Below are 18,762 nucleotides of genomic sequence, written 5' to 3' on the forward strand. Positions count from 1 at the left end.
ATTGGAATTGGTACCGGCGGATCGTTCGATCCGCCGGGCATTGACGTGAGGGGGATGGATGGAGATCAGAGCGTCGCGCCGACCTTGCGCAGCTCGGCGAGGACGGGGGCTTTCGGCAACCAGATCTTGTCGAATTCCGCGATGACGGCCTCGGTGTCCTTGGCGTCGACCTGGCGGATCGGGATCGGCGCGTTCTTGAAGTTCTGGATCAGCGCGGGCTCGTTGCCGGCGAGCTCGTCGATTTGCGCGTCCAGCGTCGTCTTGATCGTCTTGGTGATCAACTCGCGATCGGTCGCAGGAAGCGACTGCCAGACCCGCCCGGAGACGACCGCCGCCATCGGCATGAAGACGGCGTTCATCTGCAGGATGACCTTCGACACCTTGTCGAAGCGCTGATTCCAGGAGAATTCGAGATCGGCCTCGAGGCCGTCGACCTGGCCGTTGGCCATGGCGTCGAACACCTGCGGAGTCGGGATCGGGGTCGGCGCAGCGCCCAGCGAAGAATAGAAATCGCGATAGACCGGCGTCGGATTGATGCGCAGCTTCATGCCCTTGATGTCGGCGAGCGAGTGCAGATCCTTGGACGAGAACACGGCGCGCATGCCGGTGATGCCCCAGCCGAGCCCGATCGTCCCGGTTTCCTGCGGCAGCACGTCGAACAGCTTCACCGCCGCCGGATGTCGCACGAGCTTTGCGACCGAAGGCGTCGAGCGAACGATGTAGGGCGCGTTGATCGCGGCGATGTGCGGCACGCGCGAGCCGAGCTCGGCGGCCTGGATGAAGCCCATGTCGAGCGCGCCGGACTGCAATTGCTGCATCATCGCGGTCTCGTTGCCGAGCTGGCCGGAGTGGAACACGGTCAATGTCAGGCGGCCGTTGGTCGCGGACTTGAGATCCTCGCCGAATTTGAGCGCGGCCTTGTTCCAGGAATGGCCGTTGGGCGTGATCAGGCCGAGGCGGAATTCCTTGGCCTGGGCGAGCGCCAGCGATGGGGCAAACACCGAGGCGGCGGCACCGGCGGCGAGAAAACGGCGGCGTGAAAGCGACATGGTCGGGCTCCTATTGGACGGCCTATTTGACGAGGATCAGCGAGAGCGACGGGTAGAGCGAGAGCAGCACCAGGAGGACGCAGGAGATGACGAAGAAGGGCAGCGTCACCATGAACATCTTGCCGGGCTTGGCGCCGGTGACGGCTGCCGCGACGAAGAAGCAGAGCCCGACCGGCGGCGACAGCAGGCCGAGCACCAGGTTGATCACCACCACCACGCCGAAATGCCGGGGGTCGATGTGATAGACCTCGGTCGCGACCGGTAGCAGGATCGGCACGGTCATGATCAGGCCGGGAATGCCGTCGATCACCGTGCCGATCACCAGCAGGATCACGTTGCAGATCAGCATGAAGCTGACCGGGTCCTTGGCGGCAGTCTGGATCCAGGCGGCGGTCTCCTGCGGCACCTTGCCGAAGATCAGGACCCAGGAGAACACGGCGGCGGCTGCAACCAGGAACAGCACGATCGCCGAATAGATGGCGCTGCGCAGCATCATCTGCGGCAGCTGGGAGAACTCGAATTCCCTGGTCCAGAACTTTCCGACCAGCGCGGCGGCGACCGCGCCGACGGCCGCGGATTCCGTGGCGTTGGCGAGGCCGCCGAGGATGGTGCCGACGATGACGATCGGGATCAGCAGCGTCGGCGAGGTCCGCAGGATCGTCATGACGCGCTGGCGCGGTGTCTGGTAGTCCGCGCGGGGATAGTTGTAGATGTATCCCATCAGCGCGATGACGAGACAGAACATCACGGTGAGAATGACGCCCGGCACGATGCCGGCGATCAGCATGTCGCTGACCGACACCTGCGCGAGCACGCTGTAGACCACGAACATCACCGACGGCGGGATGATCGGGCCGAGCATGCCGCCATAAGCGGTGAGGCCGGCGGCAAAGGTCTTGTCGTAGCCCTTCTTCTCCATCTCCGGCACCATGATCTGGGCCATGATCGCCACCTGTGCGGTGGCGGAACCCAGGATGGAGGAGATGAACATGTTGGCGAGGATGTTGACGTAGGCGAGCCCACCCTTGAGCGAGCCGACGAAGGCCATCGCCATGTCGACGATGCGCCGTGTGATGCCGCCGCCGTTCATGATCTCGCCGATCAGGATGAAGAGCGGGATGGCGATCAGGCCGTAGCTGTCGACGCCGCCGAACAGCTGCAGCGGATAGGACTGGAACAGCACGGGGTTGCCGGATGCCGCGATGTAAACGAGGCCGGCAAGGCACAGGCACAGGCCGATCGGCACGCCGACCAGCATGAACGCCACGAAGGCCGCTGACGTGATCATCAGTTGACCCCGTCCAGCTCGGAGAGCTGAAAGCCTTTCGGCGCGGTGCGCGGGACCAGCTCGAGATCTTCCAGCAGATTGGCGAGACCGTGAATGGTCATCGACACCGCGAAGATCGGCAGCGTCAGATAGAGCACCCAGGTCGGCCAGTTCAGCGTCTGGGTGCGCTCGGTGTAGAGGAAGTTGAAGGTTTCGGCGGCGAGCTTGCGCCCGTCGAAGCCGGCGCGGGCGAGACCAACCGGGTCCATCCAGAGCACACATGTGGCGATCAGGGCGACACCGAACACGACGACGAGGCCGGTCGAGATCACCTTGGCGGTCTTCTGGTGCCGCGGCGACAGCCGCTCCGTCAGCATCGTGACCGCGAAGTCGAGCCGCAGCCGCGTCATCGCGGAGGCGCCGATGAAGGTCAGCCAGACCACGCAATAGACCGCGGATTCATCGATCCAGTAGATCGGGAAATGCGAGTAGCGGGTGACGACGTTCACCAGGATCAGTCCGGTGAGCAGGTACATCAGGCCCATGAGCGCGAGGCGCTCGAGCGCGAGCAGGCCGCCCGACATCCGTACGATCGTACGTCGGAGGCTGAGCGCGCGCGTGGCCGGCATGGTCTGCTCGATCATGAAAGAGGCCCCAACTCCCGAAGAATTGTCGTGCGATTGCCAAATGTATAATTTATACATTTTGGGAGTCAAACGGAGTTTGCGGTCATTTCTGCGGCAGGGCGCGCTTTTGCTGGGCACTTTGCTTTTGTGGAGCGCCTGGCTTTTGCCGGGCACCTCGACATGCAAGACAGGGACCGCGTCGGCCGAACGAGTCGGGAAGGACAACAGAAGGTCAGATGAAACAGCCTCTGAAGCATCGCACCCTGTCGGCTGCGATCGTCGATCAGCTCCGGCAGGCGATCCTCGACGGCACCTATCCGGCCGGATCGCAGCTGCGCCAGGACGCGCTCGGGGATGCTTACGGCGTCAGCCGCATCCCGGTGCGAGAGGCGCTGTTCCAGCTCGAGGCGGAAGGCCTGGTGCGGATCGTGCCGCAGAAGGGCGCCATCGTCTCCGAGCTGTCACTGGACGAGATCAACGACGTCTTCGACCTGCGCCGCATCCTGGAGCCGCGGCTGCTGGCGCAGTCGGCACCGCGCTTCACCGCGGAGGATTTCGACGGGCTCGATAGCATCCACAAGCAGTTCGAGAAGGCGATCAAGGCGCGCAATGTCAGCGAATGGGGCCAGCTCAACGCCGACTTCCACATGGCGCTCTACGTGCACGCGCCGCAGCCCCGCACGCGCGCGATCGTGCTGTCACTGCTCCAGACCAGCGACCGCTACACGCGTCTGCAGCTCTCCAACACCAAGGCGATGGGCATTGCCGAGAAGGAGCATGCCCATCTGATCGCGCTCTGCCGCGCGCGGAAGGTGGAGGAGGCCGGCCGCTTCCTGGAGCGGCACATCGAGGCCGTGCGCAAGGACCTGTTGCAGGTCGTGGCGAACGCGCCGAAGGGGCGGCGGAAGAGCGAGCCATAACCACGGAACTTGTGGGGTGGGCGCGTTAGCGCTGTGTCCGCCATCTCACCGTGATAGCCAACAAGTGGTGGGCACGCTTCGCCTTTGCCCACTCTACAGCAGGTGTGGTTGCGGCTACCTGCTCCCGTCCGGCCCCATCACGAGATCCGGCAGCCAGGTCGAGATCCCCGGCACGAAGCACAGCAGCAGCACTGCGAGCATCATCAAGAGCACGAAGGGCAGGGTGCCCCAGATCACTTCGCGCAGGGGAATATCCGGCGCGACGTTGCGAATGACGAAGATGTTGAGGCCGACGGGCGGATGGATCAGCCCCATCTCCATCACGATGGTCATGACCACGCCGAACCAGATGATGTCGAAATTGGCGGCGCGGAGCGGCGGCAGGATGATCGGCGCGGTCATGAGAATGATCGACACCGGCGGCAGGAAGAAGCCGAGCACGACCACCATGACCAGGATCGCGAACAGCAGCTCCCAGCGCGGCAGGTGCATCGCGACGATGGATTCGGCAACCGATTGCGAGATGTGCAGATAGCTCATCACGTAGGAATAGAGCAGCGACATGCCGATGATCATCATCAGCATGGTCGATTCCCGGATCGTCGACTTCATGATGGGGGCAAGATCGCTCGGCCGCCACACGCTGTAGATCGCGGCGATCAGCGCCAGCGCGAGCAGGCCGCCGAGCCCCGCGGTCTCCGACGGCGTGGCGTAGCCGCCATAGAGCGCGATCATGACACCGGTGAGCAGCAGCACGAACGGGATCACGCGCGGCAGTACGCTGAAGCGCTCGGCGAGCGTGTACTCGTCACGCTGCAGGATCGGAGCCTCCGGTCCGCCGTTCTTGTAGGCCGCTTCGGCCGCTGCATATTCCTGCCGGAAGCGGATCACGGCGTAGGCGCCGAACAGCGTGACCAGCAGGAGGCCAGGCCCGATGCCGGCCAGGAACAGCCGCCCCAGCGACTTTTCGGCCGCGACCGCAAACAGGATCATGGTGATCGAGGGCGGAAGCAGGATGCCGAGCGTGCCGCCGGCGGCGATAATCCCTGCGGCAAAGCCGCCGGAATAGCCGCGCTTGCGCATCTCGGGGATGCCGGCCGAGCCGATCGCCGAGCAGGTCGCGGGCGAGGAGCCCGCCATCGCCGCGAACAGCGCGCAGGCGAAGACGTTGGCGACGCCGAGGCCGCCGGGGACCCGGTGCAGCCAGGCGTGCAGCGCCGAATAGAGATCCTGGCCGGCGCGCGATTTGCCGATCGCGGCGCCCTTCAGGATGAAGAGCGGGATCGACAGCAGCGTGATCGAGGCCATTTCCTCGTAGACGTTCTGCGTGACCGTATCGAGCGAGGCCGAGGGCATGTAGATGCCCATGAACACGACCGCGACCGCGCCGAGCGCGAACGCAATCGGCATGCCCGAGAACATCACCAGCAGCGTCACGATGCCGTAAGCGACGCCGATACCGAAAACGCTCATGGCCGCTTGGCTCCGACGAATGGCAGCGCAAGCTGCACGAGGATCTGGATGCAGAGCAGGCTCATCCCGAGCGCCATCAGCGAATAGGGAATGGCGAGCGGCGGCGACCACATCGAGTTCGAGACCTGGCCGTCGACATAGGCTTCATGGGCCAATGTCCAGGATTTCCAGGTGAAGAAGGCGCAGAACAGGAACGTGGCGGCGTCGACCAGCCAGAGCCGGATCCGGTTCGCCAGCGGCGAGAGCAGCCCGACGAAGGCCTCGATGCCGATATGGCCGCGGTTCTGTTGCACGTAGGCCGCCGTCATGAAGGTCGCGCCGACCAGCAGGAACACGGCGGCCTCGTCCTGCCAGTAATTGGCGGCCTTGAACAGAGCGCGGCTGAGCACGCTGTAGCTCAGGATGGTGCAGGCCGCGACCAGCGCGATCGACGCGAACACCACGATGATGCTGTTGAGGACGGCGAGACCGCGATCGATCGCTGGCGCAAGGCCGGTCCCTGCGGCAGCGATCGTCTTGTCGTCGCGGTCCGGAAGCGGACCGTGACTCATGCCGCGACGTCGATGGCGAGCTTGAGCAGGTTTGCGGCCGTCGCGGTCTTGGCGCTGTAGTCCTTCCAGGCGGTGTCGCGGGCGATGTCCCGCCACTTGCCGACGGTCGCGGCGTCGAGCGCCGAGACCTTGGCGCCGGCCTTCTCATAGACCTTGGCGACCTCGACGTCGTCATCCTGTGCGCCCTTGCGGCCGAACGCTTCGAGCTCGGTACCGACCGCGAGCAAAATGTCTTGATGGTTCTTCGGCAGCTTGTCGAAGATCGCCTTCGACATCATCAGGGGCTCGAGCATGAACCAGTAGGAGGCGCCCGCGCCCGAGGTCAGCGACTTCGCGACCTCTTCGAGGCGGAACGAGATCAGGCTGGTCGAGGAGGTGATGCCGGCATCGCAGGCGCCGGTCTGCATCGCCGCGTAGATTTCGTTGGAGGGGACCGACAGCACCGAGGCCCCGGCGGTCTGAAGCACCATGTCCATCTCGCGCGAGCCGCCGCGCACCTTCATGCCCTTGGCATCTTCGGGCGCGACGATCGGCTTGGAGCGGCTGGCGACGCCGCCGGCCTGCCAGACCCAGGTGAGCAGGATGATGCCCTTGTCGGCGAGGAAATCGGTCAGCGCCTTGCCGACCGGCTCCTTCTTCCAGCGCAGGCCCTGGTCGTAGGTGGTCACGAGGCCCGGCATCAGGCCGATATTGGTCTCCGGCACCTCGCCGCCGGCATAGGGCATCGGATAGAGGCTGATGTCGAGCGCGCCCTTGCGCATCGCGGAGAACTGCGCGTTGGTCTTGATCAGCGAGGAGTTCGGATAGATCTCGGCGGCGATGTCGCCATTGCTGCGCTTGCTGACCTCGGCGGCGAACATGCGGCAGAGCCGGTCGCGGAAATCGCCCTTGTCGATGGTGCCGCCCGGGAACTGGTGCGAGATCTTCAGCGTGGTCGCGGCGTGCGCCGTACCGGTGCCGAAGCGGAGGATGGCGGGCGCAGCGACGGCGGTCGCGAGCAGATGGCGGCGCGTGAGCATGGCGTGATTTCCTTGGACGATTCTTGTTGGTGTGATTTCGGTCTAGTCCTTCAGACCGGCAGGGAGGCCCATCCTAGCCGGTCTTCCACCCGATATTCTCTCATCTGATAGTTCGAGACCGAATGTCCGGGCAAGTGCTGGCCGTGCTGCGCTGCACACTTCCTGGTTACGAGCCCGGAAGTACGCCGAACGAGAAATAGGGGAAGGCTCACCGAAATTTGTCGGCGGCGGCGTAACAACGCCGGCTAACGATCCGTCGGGATTGAATAGCGGCGTCTGTCGCTGACAAACTCCATCTCGAAGGGAAGTTGAACCATGACCATTCGCACCCGCATCGTGCTCGGCGTCTCGGCTGCCGCTCTCTCGCTCGGCCTAGCGTTTGCCCCGGCCGCCTTTGCTCAGGACAAGATGGGCAAGGATGACGGCATGATGAAGAAAGACACGATGTCCAAGGACGGCATGATGAAGAAGGATACCATGTCCAAGGACGACGGCATGAAGAAGGACCACATGTCGAAGGACGGCATGAAGAAAGACGACGGGATGATGAAGAAGAATTGATCGTCGTCGTGGTCGTAGCGCGCCTGCCTCGGGCAGGCCGCGCAACCCCTCCAATTCCGGCGGCGGCCTTTGAGGCCGCCTCCGGAACGGTGCTTTGGTTCAAGTTCAATGGGGCGCTACGAGCGCACCTTACTTGTTACGTGTTACTTGCGCTTCGCCTTGCGGGCGGCGTAGCGCGCGTCGCGTTTGGCCTTTTGCTCGGCTTCGAGCGCAGCCAGTCTCTCGGCGGCTTCCTGGGCCTCGCGGGCGATCCGTTCGGCTTCGGCCGCCTTGGCTTCCTCCTCGATGCGCTTCTGCTCGGCCTTCTCCGCCTCGCGCGCAGCCTTCGCCTCGGCGCGCTTGGCCGCGAGTGCCTCGCGTTCAGCACGGCGCGCGAGCACCGCCGGATCGTCGGGGCCCGGTTGCGATTTGAATTTGTTCAAAAGATTTTTGCGGGCTTCCTGCGCCGCCTTTTGCCGGTCCGTGAAGCCGGGTTCCCTGAATCCACTCATCTACGAGCCTTGTCTTCCTCGCTTTCGATCCTACATTCGTGCCTGTTGGTACGTCGGCTGGGCATAGCAGGCGCCACGCGACGCTGTAGCGTGTACATCGGCGCGCGTCGCGAAGCCACCCATAATCGCAGCCGATCAGGTCAACGAAAAATCGCCCCCCGACGATCTCTCGTAGCCCGGAAAAACTGCTGAATTGTGATGTCCCTCATAAGGGAGCACGAGCGCGACGCCTAGCGTCCGCCCGGAACGAGACGGAGCACGGGCATGATGACCTTCCGACCGAGCCTGAAGGCGCTCGCAATCGCCTTCGTCCTGGCAGGCGCGACCGGCGCCGCAGTGCTGTTCGCGCGCCCGCAGGCGGTCGATAGTGCCGTGCTGGGGGCGGATTGGGAATGCAGCCAGACCGCATTCGTGCTCACGACCTGCGCACCGCGGGTCCAGCGGGCGATCCCGGCCATCGAAACCTCACGCAAGGACGCGACCCCGCCGCCCCGGGGCTGAACTCGGGGCAGGCTGATCCGGATGTGACGCGACGCCGCAGAGGTGATAAAGCCGGCTCGCCAGCGCGATCAGGCGGCCATGTCCGAGCCCAAATCCGAACCCGGCGAGAAGCCGAATCCTCGCCCGAACAGTCGACCCAAGCGCCAGCCCGGTGACGACCGCCGCGGCGCGATCGCCGGATTGATCATCGCGATCGTGATTCTTGGCGTGGGCTGGTGGCTTGCCCGGGATCTCACCGCAGCCAGCAAGATGCAGGATTGCCTGATGTCCGGGCGAAGCAATTGCAACGTGATTGAGCCGGCTCGCTAGAGGCGCTTCAGTGCGGCCCGCCGGGAGCCCGTTGAGGCCAAAAATTGCCGTGATCTTAATCATTTGTAACGGGACTTAGCCGATCAAGCAGATCAGTTATGTCGGCCGGCATCAGCCCGGCGCGCGGCGAATCGTCTGTCGCGCTGGGAATGACGGCGATCGAGAGAGCAGGGGGCGAGCACGCATGAGTGCGTCTAAACGCATGAAGATCATCATTCCATTGGTTTCGGCCGTGTCGTTGCTCGCGCTTTCGGCGCAGGCTCAGGACGCCAGGCCGACGAGGGATGCCGGTCCGCCGCCGGCCCGCCAAGGCGTAGGCGCGCCAGCCCCGACCAATCAGAACATGCGCAAAGGTCCCCCGCCACAGCAGGCGGGCCGGCCCGTCGACCAGCAGCCCCATGCGGGTCCCGCCCGGCACAGTGCCGGCGGTCCGCCGCCGGGACGTCACGTCGCCCGGGGCCCCGCTCCGGCGCGCGACTGGGGCGGACATACCTATCGCGGCAATCGCGCCTGGGAAGGCGGCCGCTGGCGTCATGAGGTCCGCAACGGACGCTCCGGCTGGTGGTGGGACGTTGGCGGCGTCTGGTATTATTATCCGCAGCGAATGGCTGGTCCGCCTGCCTACATCTCGGAGGACTATATCGACGACGTGCCGGTGGCCTATGCCCCGCCGCCCGTCGCCTACGCGCCACCACCTCCGCCTCCGCCACCGGCTGACCCCGGCGCCAGCGCGCTCGGCGGCGCGATCGTCGGTGGCGTGCTGGGCGGCCTGATCTCGGGCAACGCAACAGGAGCCGCCGCGGGCGCCGTTCTCGGCGGCGCGACGGGCGCGATCGCCGGCGCCACCGCTGCATCCCAGCCCGGATACTACTGGGCGCAGGGCACCTGCTACTACCGCTATCCGAACGGCCAATATGTGCAGGCCGATCCCCGGGCGTGCTACTGAGTTTTCCAAGCGGATTGAGCGCGGAGGCGGGCCCAGGCCCGCCTCTTTTTTTGTGCACCGGCTTCAAATGAGCGCTGGCGCTGGCGGCCGCCTCACGCAAGTCTCAAAGAAAAATATCCGGATGATTCGCGGGGGATGTGGGACATGCTGGATGCCATCCAGATCAGCGTGGCGCTTTGGGCCATGATCGTTTGCGGCGGGATCAAACTCTCTCAGGCGCTGTCTTGCCTGTTCTAAAGCGCAATCGGACGAGGACGATCGCTCGCCTCGCGCGTCAGGACACGAGCCAGCTGAAGAATGCCATCGTGGCCCAGACCAGGCTGCCGATCCAGGCCACCATCACCACGCCGATGGTGCCAAGATACGCGATGCCAAGCAGGTTCGAGCTATGTCGTTGCTTCGGGACGATGACTTCCGTGGCTGCTTTGCGTGTCATGACCGGGCCTCATCCAAGAAGCGTCGAAGCGCTGTTTAGCGGAGATTGCCGGGGACAGGCTGTGACGTAGTTCACAGATCTGCCTGTGAGGCCTGAAAGTACCCCGCAATCATACGGACGAAATTGCCATGGGCTTGTCCAGATGACCGGCTAGGGTCACCTCATGTGCACCGAGTACGATCCCCAGCACGAAGCCGAGGCCGCAATGAAGCGGGCCGCGGAGGCCGAAGGTGCCGACCGGCAACGGCTGATCCAGCTGGCCCTGGCGTGGCATCAGCTCGCCCGCGATCCACACGATGAGCATGCCGACTCCTCATCGTCAGCCGGCCACATGGCTCGGATCGAATAGGGGGCCGAATGAGAAAAACCCCGTGCTCGGGGGACAAGCACGGGGTCCTTCAAAGCCGACCGGGGTTGGCAGGTCGGCACCACTCGAGTCGGATGTCCAACGCCCTGATTGCGCGTTCGTTCCGCATCGATCCGCGGCGATGAACTCCTGCACGGCTCGCGCGCTTGGCGCGCAGGAACATTCGTTCCGCGGCAGCGTTGTGCGGCTATGACGGATCCCGAGCTACGCGCACAGTCTTTCGAGATCGCCTGGCGATATCTCGACCAGTCCGGCCTGCTCACGGGCGAGCACAAGGATTCCGCTCGCTTCATCTTGAACCGGATCGACCGCATGATGTTGCGTGGAGAGCGACGCAGGCTGTTGCTGTCGAATGCCGCGATCGATGCCTACCGGCTGCGGCCTGTGCTCGTGAGTGCATGACCGACCTGGCTGAACCGGTCATTAACGAATCCTCGGCCTCGCAATTTGCGGTCGCGATTCGTGCTTTGCGAACGAAGCGGAGTCGGATCGTGAACAAACAAAAAGCCCCCGAAGGGGCTCAGTGTTTCAGGCGGCTTCCGTCTTCGGTACGGCGTCGGCATTTACCGACAGCTTGACGATATCGCCTTCGACGGCACCGACATATTTCGTATCGATGTAGTGATGATGGTCCTTGTGACCTTCCGGGCTGTCCTTGCGCGTCAGCTTGATGCGATTGCCCTCGACGCGATCGACGGTGCCGACATGTGCGCCGTCCTTGCCGATGATCTTCATGTGCTCTCTGATGTCAGCCATGCTGTCCTCCTTGCGTGGATTCAACTGCGAGGACGCGTGTTCGTTGCAGCGGGCGCGTTGGACCCACGGCGTTTTCCGGACGTTGACGTCCCATCGGAACCGTCAAGAAGCGCATGGAGACCATTCGAGCCTATCTGGAGCGAAAGCACGAGGAACTCAGGCTGTTGAATGACTGCCTGAGAAGCCGGTTCGATCTGGCGTGTCCGCGTTCGGTCGACGAGGTCGTCAGGTCCAAATTCCAGATCACTGCCGCGCTGAGGGCGGAGCACGAGTTGCAGGAGTGGAAGGCGACGGAGACAGCCTGGTCGCATACGGCCGATCCCGCCAGCGGGCCGTTCGCGTTCAGTTACGACTACCAGCGGGCCGATCTCACGGTGCGCGGGCCTTCGTTCTATGAGTTCGACTGCGGCTGCACGAGCACCGCGATCTACACCGCCTCGGGCATGGCCGCGATCTCCGCCGTGCTGCTCGCCTCCGCGCAAATCGTCGAGAAGGCTGATGTCCTGGTGCTTCCAGGCTCCTATGGAGAGACGCTGGAACTGATCCGGGGCTTCGTCCCGCATTTGCGGCTCGAGGCCTTGAAGCTGCCGCTGGGCGATGCGTTTGCTCCGGCGAACGCGCCGCGAATACTTCTGTTGGATTCCTGCTCCTTCGCCGGCGCTTTCGAGGCGGCGCTGCGCTGTGACGGCTCGGGCCTCGATCTCCTGGTTTTCGATACGACATGCTTCGCCGGCAGGTCAGGCCGCATCAGGCGTGTCCTGAGATGGGCCCGGCGATACGGAATCCCGCTGGTGTTGGTGCGAAGCCACAACAAGCTCGATTCGCTCGGAGCGGAATATGGCCGGCTCGGCTCAGCCGTTTTCGTGCAAGGGAACGAGCATCAGCAGCAGCGGGCAGGGGGCCTTGAATGGGCACGTCTCGCGTCCGAAACCCGAAACGCGGTGCGGCTGCTCGGCGGCGCGGCGTTGCCGGCGCACTTCCCGCCCTTCGCAGGCAGCGCGGCGTACTGGGCCCTCACGCAGAGGCGTGTCGCGGCGATCTTGCGCAACGGCCGAAGCACGGCTCGATGTTTTGCTGCGAAGCTTCCGTCGCTCTCGGCCGAGCTTCATTTCACCCACGGTCTGTACGTGACCCTCCGAGGAAAGCGGGCGCTCAACGAGGCGGCAGCGCGGCAGGCTGCCGAAGACATGAGCAGCGAATTGCGCGGGGAGGGCTTTCCCATCCGCCACGCCGGCAGCTTCGGCTTCGATTTCGCGGCGACCGAATGGTTTCACGATGCGACCACGGACCAGTATAGCGTCCGGGTGGCGGTCCCGGATCTTCCGACGGAGCTTTGGAATTATCTGGCCGCCGCGATTGCGCGGTGGTGGATGGCGCATCAGAGGTGAAGGGTGAATACGAGGTCTCGTCGATAGCCGCGCGAGGCGTGCGCCTCGCATCAATCGATCGCAAGGCAGTGCTCCAGGGCGGGCCTCTCGTGGCCGCGACGCGCCCACTCCTGAACGGCGAAGGCAAGGTGGTGCTGGCCCATCGCGGCGCCGACGATCGATGCCTGCGCCACCTTGATGGGCTTTGTGACCACATTGGTGTTCACGAGGCCTGCGTCGATCGCCAAGTACGACATCGCGACAATCGCCACCGCAGATGCGACAGCCATTCTCGTCCATTCGGATTGAGGCATCGGGATCCTTCTCGGGCACACTTCGCCCCGCGGATAGATAGGGCCGATGTGCTCGGTTGAAAGCCCGGAGCGGAGTGACCCACGCATTCGTGAAGGACGATGGATCGGCACTGGCAAAAACGCTGGCGATCCCGGCAGGACTCGAACCTGCAACCCGCGGAGTAGAAATCCGCTACTCTATCCAGTTGAGCTACGGGACCGTTTTGAGCCGCCCGGTTTGGGGGCTGGCCGTTCATCTAACATGCCAATATGAAAAATCTGGTGTTTCGCCAAGCCTGAACCGAACCGTTTTCCGCAATGCCGCGACAAAGTGGAACGGTGGCGTGTCAGGGTGCCGGGTTGAGCGGCAGCGGACTGGACGATGGATCGCATCGCCGGGACCGCTGAGGAGCTTCCGGGACACCGCCGCTGGTCGACTGGTCCGGTATTGCTGCGCCATCAGGACGGCGTGCGCGGCGGTATCTTGATCGGTCTCCTCTGGGCTTGCCTTGTCATGGCGATTGCGACGATTTGCAGCTTTGGTTCCATCGCCTTGAGTCCGTCACCTTTCCGCGCATTTCATGCGACAAGCGGCGTTCGTCCGCGATTTCCGGGAGTCCATCCATGATCGGTCTTGTTCGCGCCGTCACAATCTGCGCCGCGCTGGCGCTCGGCCTTTCGGCTGCGCAGGCCGCCGACAAGGCCTTCAAACGCGACGATCTCGCCGATTCCGCGATCAAGCTGGAGGCCCAGATCAAGAGCGAGGCGGGGCCGGTCGCCAAGTCCAGCGCGACGCTGCGCACGGATGCCGACGCCGCCTTCCGGCGCAATGATTACCGCACCGGGCTGTCCGTGCTCGGCCAGATCGCGGCCACTATGCCAGACGATGCCGGCACCTGGCTGCGGCTTGCCAAGGTCATCTTCCAGATCTCGCCGAAGAGCTCGAGCGAGCAGACCTTCCTGCTCGAGCGGGCCTCGACCGCCGCCTATATCGCCTATCAGCGCGCCGGAAACCCGGGCGAGGAGGCCGACGCACTCGCCGTGCTCGGCAAGTCGCTGGCCGAACGAAAATTGTGGCGGCCGGCGCTGGATGCATTGCGGCTGTCGCTCGACATGCGCGAGGTTGCCGACGTCCGCGGCCAATATGAGAAGATGCGCGACGAGCACGGCTTCCGGCTGCTCGACTACACCGTGGACTCGGATTCGGCGAGCCCGCGCGCCTGCTTCCAGTTCTCGGAAGAGCTTGCCAAGCGGACTGACTTCGCGCCGTTCCTGGCGCTGGCGGGGCAGGACAAGCCGGCGCTGTCGGCGGAAGGCAAGCAGCTCTGCGTCGACGGGCTGAAGCACGGCGAGCGCTACAACATCAATCTGCGCGCCGGCCTGCCGTCCACTGTGAAGGAGGGCCTGCCGAAATCGGCCGAGTTCAACATCTATGTCCGCGACCGCAAGCCCTTCGTGCGCTTCACCAGCCGCGCCTATGTGCTGCCGCGGACCGGCCAGCGCGGCATTCCCGTGGTCAGCGTCAACACGCCCGCGGTCAACATCACCGTCTTCCGGATCGGCGACCGCAATCTGATCAACACGGTGGTCGACAGCGACTTCCAGAGGACGCTGTCGACATACCAGCTCTCCGATCTCGGCGACCAGCGCGGCGTCAAGGTCTGGTTCGGCGAGCTCGCGACCGCGATGACGCTGAACCAGGACGTCACCACCGCATTCCCGGTGGACCAGGCGCTCGGCGAGCTCCAGCCCGGGGTGTACGTGATGACCGCCGCGGCCAAGGGCCCGGGCTCGGACGACGAGTCCCAGCTCGCGACGCAATGGTTCATCGTCTCCGACCTCGGCGTCTCCGCTTATTCCGGCAATGACGGCATCCATGTCTTCGTCAACTCGCTGGCCTCGACCGATCCGGTCGGCAAGGCCGAGGTGCGGCTAGTTGCCCGCAACAACGAGATTTTGGCTACCCGCAAGACCGACGACAGCGGCCACGTGCTGTTCGAAGCAGGGCTCGCGCGCGGTGAGGGCGGCCTGTCGCCGGCGATGCTCACCGTCACCGGCGAGAAGGCCGACTATGCCTTTCTCAGCCTCAAGTCCTCCGCCTTCGATCTGTCCGACCGCGGCGTTTCGGGGCGTGCGGTGCCGGCCGGCGCCGACGCGTTCGTCTATGCCGAGCGCGGCGTCTACCGCTCCAGCGAGACCGTCTATCTGACCGCGCTGTTGCGCGACGGTCAGGGCAATGCCGTCACCGGCGGGCCGATGACGCTGGTGATCGAGCGTCCCGACGGCGTCGAATTCCGCCGTGCCGTACTGGCCGACCAGGGCGCCGGCGGCCGCACGCTGGCCGTGCCCCTCAACTCGGCCGTCCCCACCGGAACGTGGCGGGTGCGCGCCTTCACCGATCCGAAGGGATCGTCCGTCGGCGAGACCACCTTCCTGGTCGAGGATTACGTCCCCGATCGGATCGAATTCGATTTGTCGGCCAAGGACAAGCTGATCAAAGTTAATGCTCCAGTGGAGCTGAAGGCGGACGGTCATTTCCTCTATGGCGCGCCGGCCTCGGGCCTTCAGCTCGAGGGCGACATGCTGGTGGCGCCTGCGAAGGAGCGGCCGGGCTTTGCCGGCTATCAGTTCGGCGTCGACGACGAGGAGACCAGCTCGAATGAGCGCACTCCGCTCGAGAACCTGCCCGAGGCGGACGTCAACGGCGTTGCGACTTTCCCGGTCACGCTGGACAAGCAGCCGGCCTCGACCCGGCCGCAGGAGGCGCAGATCTTCATCCGCATGGTCGAGACCGGCGGCCGCGCCGTCGAGCGCAAGATCGTGCTGTCGGTCGCGCCCGCCGCGGCGCAGATCGGCATCAAGCCCCTGTTCGGCGACAAGAACGTCGCCGAGGGCGACAAGGCCGAGTTCGAAATCGTGTTCGTCTCGCCCGAGGGCAAGACGCTGCCGCGTGATGGTCTGCGCTATGAGCTCCTGAAGATGGAGTCGCGCTACCAGTGGTACCGCCAGAACAATTATTGGGAGTACGAGCCGGTCAAGTCGACCTCCCGCGTGGCCGACGGCGACGTGACGATTGCTGCCGACAAGCCATCGCGCATCTCGCTCAGCCCCCAGCCCGGTCGTTACAGGCTCGACGTCAAATCCAACGATGCCGGCGGCCCGGTGACCTCGGTGCAGTTCGACGTCGGCTGGTATTCCGACGGCAGCGCCGACACGCCGGACCTGTTGGAGACCTCGATCGACAAGCCTCAATACGCCTCGGGCGACACCATGACGGTGTCGGTCAATGTCCGCAGCGCCGGCAAGCTGACCGTCAACGTGGTCGGAGACCGCCTCCTGACGACGCAGACCATCGACGTCAAGGAAGGCACCGCGCAGGTGAAGCTCCCGGTCGGCAAGGACTGGGGCACCGGCGCCTACGTCGTGGCGACGCTGCGCCGTCCGCTCGATGCGGCGGCCCAGCGCATGCCGGGCCGCGCGATCGGGCTGAAATGGTTCGGCATCGACAAGCAGGCCCGGACGCTGCAGGTGAAGCTGTCGCCGCCTTCGCTGATCCGGCCGAACTCGGCGCTGAAGATCCCGGTCAAGCTCGATGGGCTCAATCCGGGCGAGGACGCCAAGGTCGTCATCGCCGCGGTCGATGTCGGCATCCTCAACCTCACCAACTACAAGCCGCCGGCGCCGGACGATTACTATCTCGGCCAGCGCCGCCTGAGCGCGGAGATCCGCGATCTCTACGGGCAACTCATCGACGGCATGTCGGGCACGCGCGGCCAGATCAAGTCCGGCGGCGACGCCGGCGCTGGTGAGCTCCAGGGCTCACCGCCAGCGCAAAAACCGCTCGCGCTCTATTCGGGCATCGTCACGGTCGCCGCTGACGGCACGGCCGAAGTGAGCTTCGACATCCCGGAGTTCGCCGGCACCGCGCGGGTGATGGCGGCGGCGTGGACCGCCACGAAGCTCGGCCGCGCCAACACCGACGTCGTGATCCGCGATCCCGTGGTGCTGACCACGACCCTGCCGCGCTTCCTGCTCAACGGCGACCACGGCACGGTCAATCTCGAGATCGATAATGTCGAGGGCCAGGCTGGCGACTACGTCATCAACGTGAAGACGGGCGGCCCGGTGAAGATGACCGGCAATCCCGCGACCACCGTGAAGCTCGCCGCCAAGCAGCGCAACGCGTTCTCGCTCGCGATCGACGCGACTGCGGCGGGGCAGGCGACGCTCGACGTCGACATCAGGGGCCCGAATGGCCTCGCGCTGGCGCGCCACTATGCCTTCGACGTCAAGGCGGCGACGCAGGTGCTGGCACGGCGCTCGATCCGCACCCTGGCGAAAGGCGAGAGCCTGACGCTGACCTCGGACATGTTCTCCGACCTCGTGCCGGGCACCGGCAGCGTCTCGGTCTCGGCCAGCCTGTCCACCGCGCTCGATGCGGCGACGATCCTCAAGGCGCTCGATCGCTATCCCTATGGCTGCTCGGAGCAGATCACGAGCCGGGCCATGCCGCTGCTCTATGTCAACGATCTCGCCGCCGGCGCGCATCTCGCCATGGACACCGAGGTCGACCAGCGCATCCGCGACGCGGTCGAGCGGTTGCTGGCCCGCCAGAGCTCGAACGGCTCCTTCGGCCTGTGGTCGGCGGGCGGCGACGATGCCTGGCTCGATGCTTACGTGACGGACTTCCTCACCCGCGCCCGCGAAAAGGGCTTTGCGGTGCCGGACGTGCTGTTCAAGAACGCGCTCGATCGCATCCGCAACTCCGTCGTCAATGCCGACGAGCCGGAGAAGGATGGCGGCCGCGATCTCGCCTATGGCCTCTACGTGCTGGCACGCAACGGCGCGGCTCCGATCGGCGATCTCCGCTATCTCGCCGATACCAAGCTGAACAACCTTGCGACGCCGATCGCAAAGTCGCAGCTTGCAGCAGCTCTTGCACTGGTCGGCGACCGCAATCGCGCCGAGCGGGTCTATGCCGCCGCGCTCGACAGCCTCGCGCCCAAGCCGGTGCTGGAGTTCGGCCGTACCGATTACGGTTCGCAGCTGCGCGATGCCGCAGCGCTTGTCTCGCTCGCCAGTGAAGGCAACGCGCCGAAGGCGACGTTGACGCAGGCAGTGTCGCGGGTCGAGTCCGCGCGCGGACTGACGCCCTACACCTCCACGCAGGAGAATGCGTGGCTGGTGCTGGCGGCGCGGGCATTGGCCAAGGAGAACCTCTCCATGGAAGTGGACGGCCAGCCGGTCAAGACCGCGCTCTACCGCAGCTACAAGGCGGACACGCTGAGCGGCAAGCCGCTGAAGATCACCAATACCGGTGATGCGCCTGTCCAGGCGGTGGTGTCGGTGTCGGGTTCGCCGGTGACGCCGGAGCCCGCCGCATCCAACGGCTTCAAGATCGAGCGCAGCTACTTCACGCTCGACGGCAAGCCGGCCGATATCAGCAAGGTCAAGCAGAACCAGCGCTTTGCGGTGGTGCTGAAGATCACCGAGGCGAAGCCCGAGTACGGTCACATCATGGTGTCCGACTATCTGCCGGCGGGCCTGGAGATCGACAATCCCAAGCTGGTGTCCTCCGGCGACAGCGGCACGCTGGACTGGATCGAGGACGGCGAGGAGCCTGAGGATACCGAGTTCCGCGACGACCGCTTCACCGCAGCGGTCGACCGCGCCTCGGATTCCAAATCGGTGTTCACCGTCGCCTATGTCGTGCGCGCGGTCTCGCCCGGCAAATATGTGCTGCCGCAGGCCTATGTCGAGGACATGTATAATCCTTCGCGCTATGGGCGGACCGGCACGGGTACGGTCGAGGTGCGGACGGCGAAGTGAG

20 protein-coding genes and 1 tRNA gene are annotated in these 18,762 nt (G+C 64.9%); 9 read left to right on the forward strand and 12 right to left on the reverse strand.

Annotated elements, in window-relative coordinates:
• Window positions 1–65: 65 nt before the first annotated feature.
• The 3 genes from FJV43_RS35230 to FJV43_RS35240 are packed head-to-tail and all read right to left on the reverse strand — an operon-like array spanning window position 66 to window position 2,945.
• Window positions 66–1,049, reverse strand: a complete 984-nt coding sequence (locus tag FJV43_RS35230) for a TRAP transporter substrate-binding protein (RefSeq protein ID WP_239623503.1) — start codon at window positions 1,047–1,049, stop codon at window positions 66–68.
• A 22-nt stretch (window positions 1,050–1,071) separates the two neighbouring features.
• The gene (locus tag FJV43_RS35235) at window positions 1,072–2,337 is read right to left on the reverse strand and encodes a TRAP transporter large permease (protein ID WP_239623504.1); all 1,266 of its coding nucleotides are present in this window, start codon (window positions 2,335–2,337) and stop codon (window positions 1,072–1,074) included.
• Window positions 2,337–2,945 (reverse strand): TRAP transporter small permease, encoded by a 609-nt coding sequence (locus tag FJV43_RS35240; RefSeq protein WP_239629755.1) that lies wholly within the window; start codon window positions 2,943–2,945, stop codon window positions 2,337–2,339. Before FJV43_RS35240 ends, FJV43_RS35235 begins: the two co-directional genes overlap by 1 nt.
• Before the next feature lie 233 nt (window positions 2,946–3,178).
• On the opposite strand from FJV43_RS35240, the gene FJV43_RS35245 reads away from it, so the two are divergent.
• On the forward strand, window positions 3,179–3,862 hold the full coding sequence (locus tag FJV43_RS35245) for a GntR family transcriptional regulator (RefSeq protein ID WP_239623505.1): 684 nt from the start codon (window positions 3,179–3,181) through the stop codon (window positions 3,860–3,862).
• Window positions 3,863–3,976: 114 nt separating this feature from the next.
• Here FJV43_RS35245 and FJV43_RS35250 read toward each other — a convergent pair whose 3' ends face one another.
• From FJV43_RS35250 to dctP, 3 genes are read right to left on the reverse strand one after another with little or no spacing between them, the layout of a single operon-like run.
• Window positions 3,977–5,335 carry a TRAP transporter large permease gene (locus FJV43_RS35250; RefSeq protein WP_061881506.1) on the reverse strand — a complete coding sequence of 453 codons (1,359 nt, stop codon included), beginning with the start codon at window positions 5,333–5,335 and terminating at the stop codon, window positions 3,977–3,979.
• Window positions 5,332–5,886, reverse strand: a complete 555-nt coding sequence (locus FJV43_RS35255) for a TRAP transporter small permease (RefSeq protein ID WP_028176438.1) — start codon at window positions 5,884–5,886, stop codon at window positions 5,332–5,334. The genes FJV43_RS35250 and FJV43_RS35255 overlap by 4 nt, the downstream gene beginning before the upstream one ends.
• Entirely contained in the window at window positions 5,883–6,905 is a 1,023-nt protein-coding gene (gene dctP / locus FJV43_RS35260) for a TRAP transporter substrate-binding protein DctP (protein WP_197969357.1), read from the reverse strand. The genes FJV43_RS35255 and dctP overlap by 4 nt, the downstream gene beginning before the upstream one ends.
• A 315-nt stretch (window positions 6,906–7,220) precedes the next feature.
• Here dctP and FJV43_RS35265 point away from each other — a divergent pair, with 315 nt between their 5' ends.
• The gene (locus tag FJV43_RS35265) at window positions 7,221–7,466 is read left to right on the forward strand and encodes a pentapeptide MXKDX repeat protein (RefSeq protein ID WP_036027965.1); all 246 of its coding nucleotides are present in this window, start codon (window positions 7,221–7,223) and stop codon (window positions 7,464–7,466) included.
• A 143-nt stretch (window positions 7,467–7,609) separates the two neighbouring features.
• Here FJV43_RS35265 and FJV43_RS35270 read toward each other — a convergent pair whose 3' ends face one another.
• Window positions 7,610–7,957 (reverse strand): DUF6481 family protein, encoded by a 348-nt coding sequence (locus tag FJV43_RS35270; RefSeq protein WP_061881510.1) that lies wholly within the window; start codon window positions 7,955–7,957, stop codon window positions 7,610–7,612.
• Window positions 7,958–8,221: 264 nt separating this feature from the next.
• On the opposite strand from FJV43_RS35270, the gene FJV43_RS35275 reads away from it, so the two are divergent.
• The 3 genes from FJV43_RS35275 (at window position 8,222) to FJV43_RS35285 (ending at window position 9,713) form a co-directional block, all read left to right on the forward strand.
• A complete protein-coding gene (locus FJV43_RS35275; RefSeq protein ID WP_239623506.1) occupies window positions 8,222–8,458 on the forward strand; it encodes a hypothetical protein in 237 nt (78 codons plus the stop codon).
• Between the two features lie 78 nt (window positions 8,459–8,536).
• A complete protein-coding gene (locus tag FJV43_RS35280; protein WP_239623507.1) occupies window positions 8,537–8,767 on the forward strand; it encodes a hypothetical protein in 231 nt (76 codons plus the stop codon).
• A gap of 184 nt (window positions 8,768–8,951) precedes the next feature.
• Complete coding sequence (locus FJV43_RS35285) at window positions 8,952–9,713, forward strand: hypothetical protein (protein WP_239623508.1); 762 nt, start codon at window positions 8,952–8,954, stop codon at window positions 9,711–9,713.
• A gap of 274 nt (window positions 9,714–9,987) precedes the next feature.
• On the opposite strand, the gene FJV43_RS35290 is transcribed toward FJV43_RS35285, so the two are convergent.
• Both FJV43_RS35290 and FJV43_RS35295 read right to left on the reverse strand, forming a co-directional pair.
• Window positions 9,988–10,149: a hypothetical protein gene (locus FJV43_RS35290; protein WP_028176431.1), complete on the reverse strand. Its 162-nt coding sequence runs from the start codon at window positions 10,147–10,149 to the stop codon at window positions 9,988–9,990.
• A gap of 109 nt (window positions 10,150–10,258) precedes the next feature.
• Window positions 10,259–10,453 (reverse strand): hypothetical protein, encoded by a 195-nt coding sequence (locus tag FJV43_RS35295; RefSeq protein ID WP_239623509.1) that lies wholly within the window; start codon window positions 10,451–10,453, stop codon window positions 10,259–10,261.
• Between the two features lie 252 nt (window positions 10,454–10,705).
• Here FJV43_RS35295 and FJV43_RS35300 point away from each other — a divergent pair, with 252 nt between their 5' ends.
• Window positions 10,706–10,918: a hypothetical protein gene (locus FJV43_RS35300; protein ID WP_061881515.1), complete on the forward strand. Its 213-nt coding sequence runs from the start codon at window positions 10,706–10,708 to the stop codon at window positions 10,916–10,918.
• 126 nt (window positions 10,919–11,044) lie between these two features.
• Here the strand turns inward: FJV43_RS35300 and FJV43_RS35305 are convergent, their stop codons facing one another.
• The gene (locus FJV43_RS35305) at window positions 11,045–11,272 is read right to left on the reverse strand and encodes a DUF2171 domain-containing protein (RefSeq protein WP_028176428.1); all 228 of its coding nucleotides are present in this window, start codon (window positions 11,270–11,272) and stop codon (window positions 11,045–11,047) included.
• A 113-nt stretch (window positions 11,273–11,385) separates the two neighbouring features.
• On the opposite strand from FJV43_RS35305, the gene FJV43_RS35310 reads away from it, so the two are divergent.
• Window positions 11,386–12,660: a hypothetical protein gene (locus FJV43_RS35310; RefSeq protein ID WP_239623510.1), complete on the forward strand. Its 1,275-nt coding sequence runs from the start codon at window positions 11,386–11,388 to the stop codon at window positions 12,658–12,660.
• Between the two features lie 50 nt (window positions 12,661–12,710).
• On the opposite strand, the gene FJV43_RS35315 is transcribed toward FJV43_RS35310, so the two are convergent.
• Together FJV43_RS35315 and FJV43_RS35320 are read right to left on the reverse strand one after the other, a co-directional pair.
• On the reverse strand, window positions 12,711–12,929 hold the full coding sequence (locus FJV43_RS35315) for a hypothetical protein (protein WP_239623511.1): 219 nt from the start codon (window positions 12,927–12,929) through the stop codon (window positions 12,711–12,713).
• A gap of 147 nt (window positions 12,930–13,076) precedes the next feature.
• Window positions 13,077–13,153, reverse strand: a tRNA-Arg gene (locus FJV43_RS35320).
• A 161-nt stretch (window positions 13,154–13,314) separates the two neighbouring features.
• On the opposite strand from FJV43_RS35320, the gene FJV43_RS35325 reads away from it, so the two are divergent.
• Both FJV43_RS35325 and FJV43_RS35330 read left to right on the forward strand, forming a co-directional pair.
• Window positions 13,315–13,560 carry a hypothetical protein gene (locus tag FJV43_RS35325; protein ID WP_239623512.1) on the forward strand — a complete coding sequence of 82 codons (246 nt, stop codon included), beginning with the start codon at window positions 13,315–13,317 and terminating at the stop codon, window positions 13,558–13,560.
• Entirely contained in the window at window positions 13,557–18,761 is a 5,205-nt protein-coding gene (locus FJV43_RS35330) for an alpha-2-macroglobulin (protein ID WP_239623513.1), read from the forward strand. The genes FJV43_RS35325 and FJV43_RS35330 overlap by 4 nt, the downstream gene beginning before the upstream one ends.
• Window position 18,762 lies beyond the last annotated feature (1 nt).

The sequence above is a fragment of the Bradyrhizobium sp. I71 genome (assembly GCF_022354745.1).
GTDB classification, from domain to species: domain Bacteria; phylum Pseudomonadota; class Alphaproteobacteria; order Rhizobiales; family Xanthobacteraceae; genus Bradyrhizobium; species Bradyrhizobium liaoningense.